At 70.0% G+C, this 15,350-nt stretch carries 14 protein-coding genes; 6 read left to right on the top strand and 8 right to left on the bottom strand.

The features are described from left to right. Window positions 1–54: 54 nt before the first annotated feature. From AC1VNM_RS07620 to AC1VNM_RS07595, 6 genes are all read left to right on the top strand, one after another. Window positions 55–531 carry a winged helix-turn-helix domain-containing protein gene (locus AC1VNM_RS07620; RefSeq protein WP_483106447.1) on the top strand — a complete coding sequence of 159 codons (477 nt, stop codon included), beginning with the start codon at window positions 55–57 and terminating at the stop codon, window positions 529–531. Between the two features lie 241 nt (window positions 532–772). Then, the gene (locus tag AC1VNM_RS07615; protein ID WP_483106446.1) at window positions 773–1,747 is read left to right on the top strand and encodes an ABC transporter substrate-binding protein; all 975 of its coding nucleotides are present in this window, start codon (window positions 773–775) and stop codon (window positions 1,745–1,747) included. Beyond that, window positions 1,747–3,273, top strand: coding sequence for a sugar ABC transporter ATP-binding protein (locus tag AC1VNM_RS07610; RefSeq protein ID WP_483106445.1), 1,527 nt, complete (start codon window positions 1,747–1,749; stop codon window positions 3,271–3,273). Before AC1VNM_RS07615 ends, AC1VNM_RS07610 begins: the two co-directional genes overlap by 1 nt. A 10-nt stretch (window positions 3,274–3,283) precedes the next feature. Continuing rightward, window positions 3,284–4,309 (top strand): ABC transporter permease, encoded by a 1,026-nt coding sequence (locus AC1VNM_RS07605; RefSeq protein WP_483109255.1) that lies wholly within the window; start codon window positions 3,284–3,286, stop codon window positions 4,307–4,309. Further along, window positions 4,306–5,289, top strand: a complete 984-nt coding sequence (yjfF, locus tag AC1VNM_RS07600; RefSeq protein WP_483106444.1) for a galactofuranose ABC transporter, permease protein YjfF — start codon at window positions 4,306–4,308, stop codon at window positions 5,287–5,289. The genes AC1VNM_RS07605 and yjfF overlap by 4 nt, the downstream gene beginning before the upstream one ends. 48 nt (window positions 5,290–5,337) lie before the next feature. Next, a complete protein-coding gene (locus tag AC1VNM_RS07595; protein ID WP_483106443.1) occupies window positions 5,338–6,363 on the top strand; it encodes a glycoside hydrolase family 43 protein in 1,026 nt (341 codons plus the stop codon). Here the strand turns inward: AC1VNM_RS07595 and AC1VNM_RS07590 are convergent. The 8 genes from AC1VNM_RS07590 to AC1VNM_RS07555 all read right to left on the bottom strand — a co-directional run bounded on the left by AC1VNM_RS07590 (window position 6,351) and on the right by AC1VNM_RS07555 (window position 15,287). Further along, on the bottom strand, window positions 6,351–7,301 hold the full coding sequence (locus AC1VNM_RS07590; RefSeq protein ID WP_483106442.1) for a LysR family transcriptional regulator: 951 nt from the start codon (window positions 7,299–7,301) through the stop codon (window positions 6,351–6,353). The genes AC1VNM_RS07595 and AC1VNM_RS07590 overlap by 13 nt on opposite strands. Before the next feature lie 15 nt (window positions 7,302–7,316). Beyond that, entirely contained in the window at window positions 7,317–8,078 is a 762-nt protein-coding gene (locus AC1VNM_RS07585) for a FadR/GntR family transcriptional regulator (protein WP_483106441.1), read from the bottom strand. Window positions 8,079–8,094: 16 nt separating this feature from the next. Further along, a complete protein-coding gene (locus AC1VNM_RS07580; RefSeq protein WP_483106440.1) occupies window positions 8,095–10,032 on the bottom strand; it encodes a glycoside hydrolase family 97 protein in 1,938 nt (645 codons plus the stop codon). Further along, window positions 10,029–10,982: a glycoside hydrolase family 43 protein gene (locus AC1VNM_RS07575; RefSeq protein ID WP_483106439.1), complete on the bottom strand. Its 954-nt coding sequence runs from the start codon at window positions 10,980–10,982 to the stop codon at window positions 10,029–10,031. Before AC1VNM_RS07575 ends, AC1VNM_RS07580 begins: the two co-directional genes overlap by 4 nt. Window positions 10,983–11,081: 99 nt before the next feature. Next, window positions 11,082–12,440, bottom strand: coding sequence for an extracellular solute-binding protein (locus AC1VNM_RS07570; RefSeq protein WP_483106438.1), 1,359 nt, complete (start codon window positions 12,438–12,440; stop codon window positions 11,082–11,084). Then, the gene (locus AC1VNM_RS07565) at window positions 12,440–13,276 is read right to left on the bottom strand and encodes a carbohydrate ABC transporter permease (RefSeq protein ID WP_483106437.1); all 837 of its coding nucleotides are present in this window, start codon (window positions 13,274–13,276) and stop codon (window positions 12,440–12,442) included. The genes AC1VNM_RS07570 and AC1VNM_RS07565 overlap by 1 nt, the downstream gene beginning before the upstream one ends. Beyond that, entirely contained in the window at window positions 13,273–14,178 is a 906-nt protein-coding gene (locus AC1VNM_RS07560; RefSeq protein WP_483106436.1) for a carbohydrate ABC transporter permease, read from the bottom strand. The genes AC1VNM_RS07565 and AC1VNM_RS07560 overlap by 4 nt, the downstream gene beginning before the upstream one ends. Then, complete coding sequence (locus AC1VNM_RS07555; RefSeq protein ID WP_483106435.1) at window positions 14,175–15,287, bottom strand: ABC transporter ATP-binding protein; 1,113 nt, start codon at window positions 15,285–15,287, stop codon at window positions 14,175–14,177. Before AC1VNM_RS07555 ends, AC1VNM_RS07560 begins: the two co-directional genes overlap by 4 nt. Window positions 15,288–15,350 lie beyond the last annotated feature (63 nt).

Here is a 15,350-nt window from a genome sequence, read left to right as displayed (position 1 = left end):
AACGTCCTGTAGAGTTTCACCTACATTGTCGTAGTGCACCTACAGGAGGGCCTGATGCTCATCGCCGCGCCACCGCATGTCATCCCCGGCCCCCTGGCCGAAGTCGACATCGAACTTGAACTCGAACTCCAACTCGGCCTCGATGGGGATCTCGACCCCCTGGCGCGCCGCGATGCGTGGGCGACGACCGAGTTCTCCGACAGCTGCTGGCGTTTCGGCGCGTGCGTCGTGCGGCCGGCGTGCCGCGAGATCGTCGTCGGCGGCGAACCCCGCTATCTGCAGCCCCGCCCCTTCGATCTGCTGGCCCACCTGATCGAGCACCGAGGCCGGGTGGTCTCCGCCGACGAACTGCTCGACGCGGTCTGGGGCGACCAGGCCGTGCAGCCCGCGGCGCTGACGATGGCGATCGCCCGTGTCCGCGCGGTGCTGCAAGGCGCCATGGCGGATCACTGCGAGATCATCCGGACCTATCACCGCGTCGGCTACCGTTTCGTGGCGCCGCTGGACCCCGGCATCGACCTGCTGCGCTGAGCCGGCGCGGGGACGGCCCCCGAGGGCCCCCGAGGCCCCCGATGGCCCCGCAAGACCTTTGATGGGCCCCCGGTGGGCCCCTGATGGATCCATCAGGCCCGCGATATCGATCAGGACATCGCCCGCGCAAGAAATGTGATTGGTCCGGCATCCCTGCCCTCCCTACGATCGCTGTCACCTCACGAGGCGCGTCGCCGCTGGACGCGAGCTCCACACCAACACCAACGAGGAGACAACGAACATGAAGACGACCCGTCGTCATCTGCTGGCCCTGGCCGCGCTCGGTCCGGGCCTGGGCCTGGCCGGCACCGCCGCCTTCGCCGCCGACAAGCCGCTCGTCATGGGCTTCTCCCAGGTCGGCGCGGAAAGCGAATGGCGCACCGCCAACAGCAACTCGATCAAGGACGCGGCCAAGCAGGCCGGCATCACGCTCAAGTTCGCCGACGCCCAGCAGAAGCAGGAGAACCAGGTCAAGGCCATCCGCAGCTTCATCGCGCAGCGCGTCGACGTGATCGCGTTCTCGCCGGTGGTGGAGTCCGGCTGGGACACCGTCCTGCGTGAGGCGAAGAACGCCCGGATCCCCGTCATCCTCACCGACCGCGCGGTCAAGGTCAGCGACCCGTCCCTCTACGTCACCTTCATCGGCTCCGACTTCGTCGAGGAGGGCCGCAAGGCCGGACGCTGGCTCGTCGACTGGGCCAGGAAGAACGCCCCGGCCGGCGACGTCAACATCGTCGAACTCCAGGGCACCGTCGGCTCGGCGCCGGCGCTCGACCGCAAGCGCGGCTTCGAGGAAATCCTCGCGTCCGAGCCCCGGCTGAAGATCGTCCGCTCGCAGTCCGGCGACTTCACCCGCGCCAAGGGCAAGGAGGTCATGGAAGCCTTCCTGAAGGCGAAGGACAAGAAGATCCACGTCCTGTTCGCGCACAACGACGACATGGCCATCGGCGCCATCCAGGCGATCGAGGAGGCCGGCCTCAAGCCCGCCAAGGACATCGCCATCGTCTCCATCGACGGCGTGCGCGGCGCCTTCCAGGCCATGGCCGCGGGCAAGCTCAACGTCACCGTGGAGTGCAACCCGATGCTCGGCCCGCAGCTGATGCAGCTGGCCAAGGACGTCGTTGCCGGCAAGTCCGTCGCCCGTCGCATCACGACCGAGGAAGGCGTCTTCACCGCCGACGTCGCGGCCAAGGAACTCCCCAACCGCAAGTACTGATGGACGCCCAGGCTCCGCTGCTGTCGCTGAGCGGCATCGACAAGGGCTTCCCCGGCGTGCGGGCGCTGTCGGGCGTCGGACTGCGGCTCTTCGGCGGCGAGATCCACGCGCTCATGGGCCAGAACGGCGCCGGCAAGTCGACGCTCATCAAGGTCCTCACCGGCCTGTACGCGCCCGACGCCGGCGTCATCGAGCTGGCGGGCCGGCCCATCGCGCCGCGCTCCACCGCCGACGCGCAGGCCCTCGGGATCAGCACGGTCTACCAGGAGGTCAACCTCGTGCCCAACCTGTCGGTGGCCGAGAACCTCTTCATCGGCCGCTACCCGCGCCGCTGGGGCCAGATCGACTGGAGGCGCATGCGCGCGCGGTCGCGTCAACTGCTCGCCGAACTGGAGCTCGACATCGACGTCGACGCGCCGCTCGCCCGCTGCTCGCTGTCCGTCCAGCAGATGGTGGCGATCGCGCGGGCGCTCAACATCTCGGCGCGGGTGCTGATCCTCGACGAGCCCACCTCCAGCCTCGACGAAGCCGCCGTCCAGCACCTGTTCCGCGTGATGCGGCGACTGCGCGGGCAAGGCCTGGCCATCCTCTTCGTCACGCATTTCCTGGATCAGGTCTACGCCGTCTCCGACCGCATCACCGTCATGCGCAACGGCTGCACCGAAGGCGAATATCCGGCCCGGGAACTCGGCCGGCTGGCGCTGGTCCACAAGATGGTCGGCCCGAACGTCGCGTCCTCGACACCGCCGCCGGCCTGCGCGCAGACCACCGAACCCGCGCTGACCACGCACGGCCTCGCCCGGCGCGGCGCGTTGCAGCCGCTCGACCTGGAGATCCGCCGCGGCGAGGTCCTGGGCCTGTGCGGACTGCTCGGCTCCGGCCGCACGGAGACGGCGCGCCTGCTCTTCGGCGCCGACGCCGCCGATGCCGGCGACATCGAGGTCGACGGGCACCGGCAGCGCTTCGCCTCGCCGCGCCAGGCAATCGCGAAGGGCCTGGCGTTCTGCTCCGAGGATCGCAAGCTCGAAGGCGCGATCCTCGCGCTGTCGGTGCGGGAGAACATCGTGCTCGCGCTGCAGGCGCGCCAGGGCTGGTGGCGCGCGATCGCGCTGAAGCGTCAGCAGGCCATCGCGGACGACTACGTGCGCCGCCTCGGCATCAAGACGCCGGACATCGAGACGCCGATCGGCCTGCTCTCGGGCGGCAACCAGCAGAAGGCGCTGCTGGCGCGCTGGCTGCTGACGCAGCCGGGCCTGCTGATCCTCGACGAGCCGACGCGCGGCATCGATGTCCGCGCGAAGGAAGAGATCATGGACGAGGTCCGCCGGCTGTGCGCCGAAGGCGACGCGAACGACCGGCGCATGGCGGTGCTCTTCATCTCCTCCGAGCTGCCCGAGGTCCTGCGCTGCAGCGACCGCATCGTCGTGCTGCGCGACCGCCAGGCCGTGGGCACCTACGCGCGCGGAGCGCTCGACGAGCGCTCCGTGCTGGAAGTGATTGCCGGTGAGAGACCCGCCCGTGATTGAGACCCTTTCCCTGCGCGGCGCCGCGGAGGCGTCGAAGCGGCGCGCCCGTCTGGCGCTCTTCGTCGAGCACCCGCTGCTGCGCCCGGTCGCCGCGCTCGCCGTCCTGCTGCTGCTCGACGTGATCTTCCTCCCCGGCTTCTGGCACCTGGAGATCAAGGGCGGTCATCTGTACGGTCCCTTGATCGACATCCTGAACCGCGCGGCGCCGCTGATGCTGGCGGCGCTGGGCATGAGCCTGGTGATCGCGACCCGCGGCATCGACGTGTCCATCGGCGCGGTCGTCGCCATCGCCGCGACGGTGGCCGCGTCGCTGGTGGCCGCGGACCAGCCGCTGGCCGTCGCGTATGCCGGCGCGCTCGGCGCCGCGCTGCTGTGCGGCGTCTGGAACGGCGCGCTGGTCGCGGGACTGAAGCTGCAGCCGATCATCGCGACGCTGATCCTCATGGTCGCCGGTCGCGGGCTGGCGCAACTGCTGTCGGACGGCCAGATCCTCACCGTCTATCGCGAGGACTTCTTCGTCCTGGGCGGCGGCTACCTGCTCGGCCTGCCGGTGTCGCTGTGGATCGTCGCCGTGCTGGCGCTGGCCACCTCCGCGCTGCTGCGCAGGACCGCGCTGGGCCTGTTCATCCAGGCCGTGGGCTTGAATCCGGTCGCGTCGCGCCTGACGGGCCTGCGCACCGCGACGCTGATCTTCGGCACTTATGTCTTCGCCGCTGCCTGCGCCGGCCTGGCCGGCCTGATGATCGCCTCCAACATCCGGAGCGCCGACGCCAACAACGCGGGCCTGCTGCTGGAGCTCGACGCCATCCTGGCCGTGACGCTGGGCGGCGCCTCGCTGGCCGGCGGCAAGTACCACCTCGCCGGCGCGCTGGTCGGCGCGCTGATCATCCAGACGCTGACCACGACGATCTACTCGCTCGGCGTCCCGCCGGAGGTCAACATGGTCGTCAAGGCCGTCGTCGTCTTCATCCTCTGCATCCTGCAGTCGAGCGAACTCCGCCCGATGCTGCGCCGCCTGCGAGGGCCCGCCCGATGAACCCACCTGCCCTCCTCCACCGCTGGCTGCGGCACCCGGCGTTCAGCGCCCAGATCACGGTCGTGCTGCTGCTCGCGCTGATCGCGGCGGGCGGCGCGCACTACACCGGCTTCGCCTCGCCGCAGGTGATGCTCAACCTGGTCATCGACAACGCCTACCTGCTGGTGCTCGCCGTGGGCATGAGCCTGGTCATCCTGTCGGGCGGCATCGACCTGTCCGTCGGCGCGGTGCTGGCGCTGTCCACGACGGTCGCCGCCTGGCTGCTGCACCACGCGCACTGGCCCGCGTGGGCCGTGATCGCCCTGGTCCTGGGCGGCGGCGCGGCCTTCGGCGTCCTGCAGGGCGCGCTGATCCACGGCTTCAAGCTGCAGCCCTTCATCGTCACGCTCGCCGGCATGTTCCTCGCGCGCGGCCTGTGCTACCTGGTGAGCATCGACTCGATCACCATCGAGGATCCGACCTTCGTCGCCGTCTCGCAGACCCAGTGGCGCGTGCCCGGCGGCTTCGTCTCGCCGAGCGCCGCCATCGCCGTCGCGGTGCTGGTCGCGGGCATCTGGCTCGCGCACCGCAGCGCCTTCGGGCGGGCGGTCTACGCGCTCGGCGGCAATGAGCAGTCGGCGCTGATGATGGGCCTGCCGGTCGGTCGCACCAAGCTGACGGTCTACGGTCTCAGCGGCTTCTGCGCCGCGCTGGCCGGCCTGCTCTTCGCGTTCTACATGCTCAGCGGCTACGGCCTGCATGCGCAGGGGGCCGAACTCGACGCGATCGCCGCCGTCGTCATCGGCGGCACGATGCTCAGCGGCGGCTACGGCTACGTCGCCGGGGCCTTGTCCGGCGTGCTGATGCTGGGCGTGATCCAGACGCTGATCGCCTTCGACGGAACGCTCAGCTCGTGGTGGACCAAGATCGTCATCGGCGCGCTGCTGTTCGTCTTCTGCGTCGTGCAACGGCTGCTGGCGCGTCCCGCCGCGCCGGTCTGAGCCCATTCCCCGCTTCCCCGCCCTCGTCCCTTCACTGCCCACGCGCCCATGCTCCGCTTCCCGATCCATTCCCTGCGCGCCACTCTCGCTGCCGTGACGGCGGTCGTGCTCGCGCTGGCCGTCCCGGCGCAGGCCGCCAACCCGCTCTTCCCGCGGCTCTACACGGCCGACCCCGCCGTGCTGGTGGACAACGGCCGCGTCTATCTCTACGTCGGCCACGACGAGGCCGCGCCGGACGGCAAGGACTTCGTCATGAACGAATGGCGCGTCTACTCGAGCTGCGATCTGGCGACGTGGACCGACCACGGCGCGGTGATGAAGGCCGTGGATTTCCGATGGGCCAAGGGCCGGGCGTGGGCGTCGGACATCGCCAGGCGCGTCGTCGACGGCAAGGCGACCTACTTCTTCTACACGACGGTCGAGCACGCGACGAATCCCGGCTTCGCGGTCGGCGTGGCGAGCGCCGACAGCCCGACCGGTCCGTTCAAGGACGCGCGCGGCTCGGCGCTGATCACCAACGACATGACCCGGCAGACCGACATCGCCTGGGACGACATCGACCCCGCGGTCTTCGTCGACGACGACGGCCAGGCCTACCTCTACTTCGGCAACACCGTGCTCAAGTACGCGCCGCTGAAGCCGTCGATGACGGCGCTCGCGGGCCCGATCACGGCCGTGCCGGTCAAGGACTTCACCGAGGCGCCCTACCTGCACAAGCACGGCGCGACCTACTACCTGTCCTACTCGCAGCACTTCCCCGAGGAGACGGCCTACATGACCGGACCCGGACCGACCGGTCCGTGGACGCCGCGCGGCGTGATCATGGCCAGGAACGAGAAGACGCCGACCATCCATCAGGCGATCTTCGACTTCAACGGCAGGAGCTACATCGCGTATCACAACGCCAAGCTGCCCGGCGGCGGGGAGTTCCGCCGTTCGGTCGCGATCGAGGAACTGCACTACGCGCCCGACGGCACGATCCGCTTCGTGCCGCAGACCGACGCCGGGCCCGCACCGAACCCGTCGCCCGGCTGCCAGGGCCCGTCCCGGCCCGGCGCCGCTCAGTCCTTGTAGAGCTCCTTCGCCACGCCCTGGACCTCCCGCAGCAGCGCCCGCGCGCCCGGCGACAGCAGGTGGCCCTCGCGCGTGATGATGCCGAACGGGTCCATGCTGCACGGCAGCTCGATCGGCAGGATCGCCAGCGCCCGCAGGGACGCGTAATAGCGCGCGACCTCGGCCGGCATCACATGCAGCGAGTCCGTCTGCTGCAGCAGCGCGGTGATCACCAGCAGCGCCGTCGTGTCGACGGCGTTGGCCGGCGGATCGATGGCCGCGCGACGGAACATCTGCTCCCAGCGGTGGCGCAGCACGCTGCCCGGCGGCGGCAGGATCCACGCCTGCGTCGCGAGGTCCGACAGGGTCAAGTCGTCGCGGCTCAGCAGCGGATGTCCCAGGCGCGCCACCGCGCAGGCGGGTTCGCCGCTGAGTTCCTCGTACTGCAGGCCGGCGCCGCTGTCTTCCTCCAGGATGCGCCCGATCATGAAGTCCAGCGTGCCGCGCTGCAGCTGATCGAGCAGCACCTTGCTCGTCTCCAGCTGCACGCCGATGCGCAGCAGCGGCGCGCTGGCCTTCACGCGCGCGATCGCGCGCGGCAGCAGCGACATGCCCGGCGTCATGATGACGCCGACCTCGACCTGGCCCGTCAGTCCCTTCTTCAGCGCGACGATGTCTTCGTGCGCGGCCGCCAGGCTGGTCAGCGCCATGCGGGCATGACGGATCATGGTCTCGCCGAACAGCGTGGGCTCCATGCCGCGGGGCAGGCGTTCGAAGAGCCGGACCTCGAGCATGTCCTCCAGGTCCTTGAGCTGCTTGGACGCCGCGGGCTGGGTCATGCACAGCGCCTCGGAGGCGCGATGGATGTTGCGGTGCTCGTCCAGCGCGATGAGCAGCAGCAGCTGCCGCGTCTTCAGCCGCGCGCGCAGGAACCAGTTGGGATTGGGGGCGTCGTCCATCGGGTCCAGGTTCGCTCAGGCGAGATCCACGATGCCCTTGGCGGACAGCACGTTGCTCAGGTCGTCGCCGGTCTCCTGCAACTGGACCAGCGTCGCCTGCCGCGCGCCCAGCGGGTCGCGGTTGCGGATCGCCGTCAGGATCGCCTCGTGGCGGGGCAGCGACAAGGCGTGCGTGTTGGGCAGCTGGCTGCTCAGCAGGATCGACTCCCGCAGCGCGAGCGACAGCATGTTGCCGATGTAGGCCATCAGGTCGTTGTTGGTGGCCTCGGCGATGTGGCGGTGGAACGCCAGGTCGGGCTCGAGCAGCTGCTTGGTGTCGGTCGCCGCGGCCATGCCGTCGAACGCCTCCTCGATGCGATGCAGCTGGTCGGAGGTCGCGGCCTTGGCGGCCAGCGCGGCGGCGGCCGGCTCGAAGACGCGCCTCACCTCCATGAGGGTGTTCAGGAACTCCTGCTGAGGCTTGGACTGGATCAGCCAGTAGAGGACGTCCGGATCGAGCAGGTGCCACTCGTTGCGCGGCCGCACGATCGCGCCGGCGCGCTGGCGCGAGACGACCAGTCCCTTGGCCACCAGCACGCGCACCGCCTCGCGCAGCACGGGACGGCTGATCTCGTAGCGGTCGAGCAGTTGCTGCTCGCCGGGCAGCCGGTCGCCGGGCTCGAGTCCGCCCGAGACGATGGCCAGCCCGAGCTCGCTGACGATGCGACCGTGCTGGCTCTTGCCCTCGGCGCGGCGCGCGCGCGGGCTGTAGGTCGAATGGTCGGCGCGGGTCTTCATATCGGGCGGCAGGCTATCACGGGTGGCCGGGCTCGAAACTTGCGACAAATCCCCCCCTCGCGGGCAGCGTGATGCGCTGAACGCCCCCGCCACGCAGCGCCTCGGTCCGGAAATCGCGCGGGCCGTCGCCTTCGCCGATCAGCGTACCGACGCGACCGGCGAGAAAGCGCAGGTCGAGCGACAGCGTGCGGGGTTCCGCCTCGGCGTTGATGGCGGCGACGACCCACCGATCGCCCGCGCGGCGCGCCAGCGCCACGGACTTGCCGGGCTCGCCGGCGAGGAAGCGGACATCGTCCCATTGCCGCGGCAAGCCGCGCAGGAAGGCGCGGACATACTCGGGGACCGCCGCCATGCCCTCCGGTGTTTCCGCGTAGTGCTGGACGCCCGACAACAGCAGCACCGACAGCGCCAGCTCGAAGCCGTTGCGCGTCGCGCGCTTGAGATTGGGGATGTCGCCGAAGACCACCGGCGTGAAGTCCATCGGATCGAACAGGTTGCGCGCGAACGGCAGCATCGCGAGATGCGCCGGCACCGCGTCCTGATCGGCCTGCTCGAAGGTCGCGAACTCAAAGCCCTTCACCGCTTCCGCCGTCATCAGGTTCGGATAGGTCCGGTTCCATCCGCGCGGCAAGGTGGCGCCGTGGAAGTTGAGCAGCAGGCCGGCCCGGGCGGCGTCCTCGAGGAGGTCGACGTAGTACCGGATCACGGACTGGCCGTCGCCGGCGAAGAAGTCGATCTTCAGGCCCTTGATGCCGGCGTCGGCCAGCTTGCGGAACTCGGCGCGACGCTGGGCGGGATCGATCAACGCGCCCTTGGGCGAATACTCGGTCTCGTTCCAGGCACCCGAAGAGTTGTACCAGAGCCAGAGCCCGACCTGCCGGGTCCGCGCATGGGCGATCAGCGCCTGGATCCGCTCCCAGCCGATCTTGCGGTCCCAGTCCGCGTCGATCAGCGTGTAGGGCCAGCGCATGTCGGCGGCGTAGTCGATGAAATGCTTCTGCACGTCGTAGACGGTGCCGTCGTCCTTCAACAGCGCCCAGCTCCATGAGGCCGGGCCGGGCTTGATCCGGTCCGCCGCAAACGGCACGGCCGGCGCCGCCAGGTCGGTGCCCAGGGTCGACGCCATCAGCGCGGGCAACGGCGCGGCGGCGATCACGCGCCACGGCGTCGTCATCGGGCCCGCCACGTCGGCCAGGCGGCCGCCGCCGGTGACGACCTCCGCGGCCATGGGCTGGCCGAGGCGGTACTCGCCGCCCTCGGACGCGGCCTGCAGACGTGACGCATGGAAGGACCCGTCCATGCCGGCCTCGGTCAGCGCGACCCAGGTCGCCGACGGATCGGTCGCGTCGCCGACCCGGTACAGCGCCGGGAACACCCACCCCGCCGGCGACGGGGACGGCTCGCCGACCGGGATGTCGCGACGGTAGTGTTCCTCGTAGGCCGGATTGGTGTTCTTCCAACCGGTCTGGGCCACCTGCATCGGCTGCAGCCAGGCGCGCGCGGCGGCGGGGAAGCGGAAGCTCGTCAATTCCTCGACGAAGCGCTTGCGGACCGGCACGGCCTCCGCAACGACGTAGCGGAAAGCCACGCCGTCGTTGAACGCGCGCCACTCCACGCGCAGCACCTGGCCGCGGCTGTTGACGATGCGGCAGGCGACGGCGCGATACGGCTGATCCACCCGGCGCTTCTTGCCGGTCAGCGCGTAGCGCTCGCGGCCCGAGGTGACGGGCCCGCAGCCCTTCAGCGCCAGCCCGTCCACCCACTCGACGCCGTCCAGACGGAGACCGAGCCGCGACGGCAGCAGCACGTCGCCGCCGGCGCGGCTCACCGTGTAGCGCAACGCGGTCGTCTCATCGAGCGCCATCGACACGCTGAGCGCGCCGTCCGGACTCGTCAGCACCGGCGCGGCCTGAACGGCCAGCGGTGCCAGCATCGCGAGCAGCCAGGTCCTCATGCATCCCCCCACGGCACCGGTCCATCCGGCAGCGGCTGAGCGAAGTCCGGCAAGCCGTCCGCGCGCCAGCGGAAGGGCTGCACGCGCGCATGCCGATTGGGATCGTGCAGGGGATCGCCGACGATGTCGCGGTAGTTGCGGGCGTGATAGACGAGCAGGTCCGTCTGCCCGTCGGGGGTCGTGGTGAAACTGTTGTGCCCCGGTCCGTACTGCCCGTTGGCGCTGGCGAAGACCGGCGTCGGCGACTTGTGCCAGACCGAAGGATCCAGCAGGTCCGCCGCCGCGTCGGCCCAGAGCAGGCCCATGCAGTAGTTCGCGTCGGTCGCGGCCGCGGAGTAGGCGATGAACACGCGGCCGTGCCGCTGCAGCACCGCCGGCCCCTCGTTGACCGAGAAGCCGATGCGCTCCCAAGGCAGCAGCGGCTCGCTGATCCGTGTCGGCGCGCTCCTCAAGGTCCAGGCATTCGCCAGCGTCGCCAGGTAGAGGTTGGTCTTGCCGTCCCGGGCCGTGTCCGCCTCGGCCCAGCACAGGTACTGCTCGCCGGCGTGGCGGAAGGTGGTCGCATCGAGCGCGAAATCGTCCAGCGGCGTGCGGATCTGGCCCCGTTCGACCCATTCGCCGCGCGTCGGATCGTCGTGGGCGTTCTCCAGCACATGCATGCGGATCTTCCAGATGTCGTCGCGCTGACCACCGGCGAAGTAGATCAGCCAGCGGCCGTCGACGCGATGCAGTTCCGGCGCCCAGATGTGCCAGCTCGCCGGGCCGTGCGCATGGCGCGTCCAGACGATCTTCGGCTCGGCATGTGGGAGGTCCCCGATGCGCGCGGCGCCGCGCAGCTCGATCGCATCGAAGCCGGGCACCGACGCAGTGAACCAGTAGCGGCCGTCGTGCAGCGACAGGTGCGGATCGGCGCGTTGGGGAATGAGCGGGTTGGACCAGTTCAGCGACATGGCATCAGCGCGCGCGGCGCGGTCAGGAGGGAGGAAGGACGATCACGTTCCGGGACACGGGCGGGCGACTCATCTGGCGACTCATCTCGGCGCTTCATCTCAGCGCCTCACCTTCTTCAGCGCCTTGTTCACCTGCTTCTCGACGTCGGCCTGCACCTCGGCGACCGGCTTGCCGGAAATCAGCAGGTTGCTGACGTCCTCGCCGATCAGCAGCTCGATCGCGCGCTGCGTGGGCACGTTGCCGGGCATCGCGGCGCCGGTGCGCGTGATCTCGGTCAGGTTCTCGCGGAAGGGCAAGGCACGGAAGGCCTCGCTCTGCGCGACCGAACGCCGCACCGGCAGATGCCCCGTGCGTGCCCACTCGGCGCTGTGCGTCCAGATGAAGCGCAGCAGCTTCAACGCGGCGGCGTGCTGTTCCGGCGTCGCGGCGCCGCCCTTGAGCAGCGCCCAGCTGTGCCCGTCGGCGAAGACCGCCGGCCGCTGGTACAGCTGCGGGAACGGCACGACCGTGTAGCCGCCCCGCAGCGCCGATCCGGGCCGCTTCGCCTCGCGCAGGAACTGGTCGATCGTCCAGGTGCCGACCACCACCACGCCCGCCTCGCCGTTCAGGAAGGCCTGGTTGGCCGCGCCGTAGTCGAGATCGGGCTTCACGTGGCCCTCGGCGTACAGCCGCTGCATCAGCGTCAGCGCGTTGACGACCTGCGGCTGATGCATGTCGATGCGGCGGCCGTCGTCGCTGAAGAGCCGCGTGTCCTGCTGCGCGATCAGCGTCTGGAAGGTGCGATTGGTCGCCGCCGTCTCCTTCACGATCGCCCAGGCGAAGAACGGCTTGCCGGTCCGCTGCTTGAATTGCCGGGCCATCGCCAGCAGCTCGTCCGGCGAGTGCGGCAGCCGGGGTCTGCCGTCCGCCCCCATCAATCCCGCCTGGCCCATCAGCGTCGTGTTGACGTGCCACAGCCAGGCCCAGGTGTCGAACGGCAGCGCATAGATCTGGCCGTTCAGCGTCACGCCGCGGCGGGCGTGATCGGTGAAGTCGTTCACGTCGATGCCCAGCCCGGGCAGCTCGGCGTCCAGGGGCTCGACCAGCCGCCGGCGCACGTAGTCGCCCAGCGCCGATTCGTGCATCACCGCCACCGTCGGGATGTCCTTGGCGACCAGGCGGGCCGTCAGCTGGTCGTAGTACGGCGCCCATTCCGCCACCTGCGTCTTCACCCGGATGCCGTCGGTGTTGGTCGCGTTGAATTCGTTGATCAGCGCGGTGACGATCCCGCATTCGCCGACACCCTGGCTCGTTTCCTTGACCGCGCCGAACTTCGCGTCGCAGCTGCCGAAGAAGCGCATCAAGGTGATCTCGGTCCTGGGCGGGACGGGGGCCTCGGCGTCGTGCTTGCCGCAACCGGCGAGCAGCGCCGCGCACGTCGCGTACGCCGCGAGCGCCATGAGCAGGGACTTGTTCATCACGAGCGCCCCGTCCCGGCCACGGCCGTGACCAGATGCTTCTGGAAGAAGAGATAGATCATGAGCACCGGCGCGCCGGCGAAGACCGCCTGCGCCATCAGGAAGCCCAGTCCCTCGGACTGCGCGAAGTTGGTCTGCGTCGACGCCAGCCCGCGCGTCAGCGTGTACATCTCCGGCTGGGTCGCGATGACCAGCGGCCAGAGGTAGTCGTTCCAGCAGGCCAGGAAGGTGAAGATCCCCAGCGTCGCCTGCGCCGGCAGCGTCAGCGGCAGCACGACGCGCAGGAAGGTCTTGAAGCGCGAGGCGTTGTCGAGCAGCGCGGCCTCCTCCAGGTCGATCGGCACGGCCTTGAAGTACTGCGTCATCAGGAACACCCCGAACGGGGCCGCCAGGCCCGGCAGCGCGAGCCCGGCGATGCTGTTCTGAAGGCCCCAGTCGGAGAACAGCCGGTGCAGCGGGATGAAGACGCTCTGCGACGGCACGGCCAGGCCGAACAGGACCAGCGCGAACAGCGCGCGGCGGCCCGGGAACTCGCAGCGCGCGAAGCCGTAGCCCGCCAGCGACGACAGCACCAGCACGCCCAGCGTCTGCAGCGCGGCCACCAGCGCGCTGTTGCCGAGCCAGCGGAACACCTGCGAGGTCTGCAGGATGTCCGCGTAGTTGGCGAGCGTGTACGGCGGCGCCAGGAAGACGTCGGTGCGGACCATCAGCAGCTCGTTGGGCTTGAACGACAAGGCCAGCACCCACAACAGCGGCAGCATCCACAACGCGGCCAGCAGGACCAGGGCGGCCATGACCGCGCGGTCGAACCAGCCCTTGCACAGCATCGGGGTCATCGGCCGCCTCCCTGCGCGGCGTCGCGCCGTTCCAGCCACATCTGCACGGAGACCCCCACCAGCATGACCCCCAGCAGCACCTGGGACGCCGCCGTCGCATACCCCAGCGAGAGCTGCATGAAGGCCTGCTCGTAGATGAACTGCACGATCGGCCGCGTCGTGTTGTTGGGGCCGCCGTTGGTCATCAGCATGATCTGCGGGAAGACCTGGAACTGGCGGATCACCTCGATCACCGCGACCAGGGCCACGGTGCGCCGCAGCGCCGGCAGGGTCACGTGCGTCAGCGTGCGCCAGCGGCTGGCGTTGTCCAGCGCGGCGGCCTCGTAGACGTCCGACGGGATCTGCTGCAGCGCCGACAGGAACAGCATCATCGGCAGGCCGACGATCCACCACACGGTCACCAGCGCCAGCGTCGGCAGCGCGAGCGCCTCGCTGGTCAGCCACGGCAGGGACGGCAGACCGACCGCGGCGCTGCCCTGCGCGACGAGGCCGCGCTCCGGCATCAGCGCGAGCTGCCACACCAGCGTGATCAGCGTCACCGAGAACACGCTCGCGCAGAAGAACACCGCGCGCAGGAAGGCCGCCAGCCGGCCCGGCCGGTTCAGGGCCAGCGCCAGCATCAGCGACAGGACGACGAAGACCGGCACGCTGATCAGCACGAAGCGGATCGTGTTCCAGACGACCTGGTGGAAGACGTCGTCCTCGATCAGCTCGCGGTAGTTCTGCCAGCCGATGAAGAAGCTGTCGTTGGACAGCAGGTCATGGTCGTGGAAGCTGATGAACCAGCCCTTGGCCAGCGGCCAGAGGAGCAGCAGCACGTAGACCGCGACGAAGGGCAGCACGAACAGCGCATGCGCCGGACGCGACGCGCGCCATCCGACGGACGGGGACGCGGTGCTCATGCCGGGGTTCCCTGTGGCGCGGCCGCTTCCGCGTGGGGCGTCGCATGGTGGGCGCGCCCCTTTCCGTCGAAGAGATGGGCCTCCTCCATCGACAGCGACAGCTGGACGGACTCGCCCACGGCGGGCGACACGCCCGCCACGGTCGCGATCGCCCGCGTGCCGTCGACCAGCCGCACGTGCGCCAGCGTGCGCTCGCCGAGGAACTCGACCATCTCCACCTGCGCCGCCAGCGGACCGCGCGCCGCGGTGACCAGGTGCTCCGGCCGCACGCCCAGCGTCAGCTCGCTGCCGGGCACGGCGTCGCCGACCTGCGTCACGACCTCGTGACCGCCGGGCAGTTCGACGACGGCCCGGCCCTGCCGATCGGCCAGGCGGCGCACCGGCACGAAATTCATGCCCGGCGTGCCGATGAAGCCGGCGACGAAACGCGTCGCCGGGCGACGGTACAGCTCCGACGGCGACGCGACCTGCTCGATGCGTCCGGCGTTCATGACCACGATGCGCGTGGCCAGCGTCATCGCCTCGATCTGGTCATGCGTGACGAAGATCATCGTCGCGCCCAGCCGGCGGTGCAGTTGCGCCAGCTCCAGCCGCGTGCGTCCGCGCAGCGCGGCATCGAGGTTGGACAGCGGCTCGTCGAAGAGGAAGATCGCCGGCTCCTTGACGACCGCGCGGCCGATCGCGACGCGCTGCCGCTGGCCGCCGGACAGCTGGCCCGGCTTGCGCGCCAGCAGCGCGTCGAGCTCCAGCATCCGCGCCGCCTCCTGGATGCGCCGGCCGATCTCGTCCTCGGGCAGCCGGATGTTGCGCAGGCCGAAGGCCAGGTTCTCGCGCACCGTCATGTGCGGATACAGCGCGTAGTGCTGGAACACCATCGCCAGCCGGCGCTGTCCCGGCGCGGCGTGGGTGACGTCCTGGCCGCCGATCCGGATGCGGCCGGCGGTGACCTCCTCCAGCCCGGCGATCATGCGCAGCAGGCTGGTCTTGCCGCAACCGGACGGGCCGAGGAAAACGATGAACTCGCCCGGCGCCACGTCGAGCGACAGGTCGGGGATGACCTGCACCGCGCCATAGCGCTTGCAGATCTGCTCCAGCGTGAGAGCTGCCAAGGGAATGTCTCCTGATGCTTCTGGGTTCGCCGGGGATCTTCTCGGATCTTCTCCGGCGGCGGT

The sequence above is a fragment of the Mitsuaria sp. MSU3D genome, assembly GCF_056867975.1.
The sequence above is the reverse complement of the archived record's forward strand: the minus strand, read 5'-3'. Positions and strand labels throughout refer to the sequence as shown.

Excerpts from the sequence above, each read along its gene's own strand:
- AC1VNM_RS07610 (WP_483106445.1), top strand. The coding sequence starts at position 1,747 with ATGGACGCCCAGGCTCCGCTGCTGTCGCTGAGCGGCATCGACAAGGGC.
- AC1VNM_RS07615 (WP_483106446.1), top strand. The coding sequence starts at position 773 with ATGAAGACGACCCGTCGTCATCTGCTGGCCCTGGCCGCGCTCGGTCCG.
- AC1VNM_RS07620 (WP_483106447.1), top strand. The coding sequence starts at position 55 with ATGCTCATCGCCGCGCCACCGCATGTCATCCCCGGCCCCCTGGCCGAA.
- AC1VNM_RS07575 (WP_483106439.1), bottom strand. The coding sequence starts at position 10,982 with ATGTCGCTGAACTGGTCCAACCCGCTCATTCCCCAACGCGCCGATCCG.
- yjfF (WP_483106444.1), top strand. The coding sequence starts at position 4,306 with ATGAACCCACCTGCCCTCCTCCACCGCTGGCTGCGGCACCCGGCGTTC.
- AC1VNM_RS07560 (WP_483106436.1), bottom strand. The coding sequence starts at position 14,178 with ATGAGCACCGCGTCCCCGTCCGTCGGATGGCGCGCGTCGCGTCCGGCG.
- AC1VNM_RS07570 (WP_483106438.1), bottom strand. The coding sequence starts at position 12,440 with ATGAACAAGTCCCTGCTCATGGCGCTCGCGGCGTACGCGACGTGCGCG.
- AC1VNM_RS07580 (WP_483106440.1), bottom strand. The coding sequence starts at position 10,032 with ATGAGGACCTGGCTGCTCGCGATGCTGGCACCGCTGGCCGTTCAGGCC.
- AC1VNM_RS07590 (WP_483106442.1), bottom strand. The coding sequence starts at position 7,301 with ATGGACGACGCCCCCAATCCCAACTGGTTCCTGCGCGCGCGGCTGAAG.
- AC1VNM_RS07565 (WP_483106437.1), bottom strand. The coding sequence starts at position 13,276 with ATGACCCCGATGCTGTGCAAGGGCTGGTTCGACCGCGCGGTCATGGCC.
- AC1VNM_RS07585 (WP_483106441.1), bottom strand. The coding sequence starts at position 8,078 with ATGAAGACCCGCGCCGACCATTCGACCTACAGCCCGCGCGCGCGCCGC.
- AC1VNM_RS07595 (WP_483106443.1), top strand. The coding sequence starts at position 5,338 with ATGCTCCGCTTCCCGATCCATTCCCTGCGCGCCACTCTCGCTGCCGTG.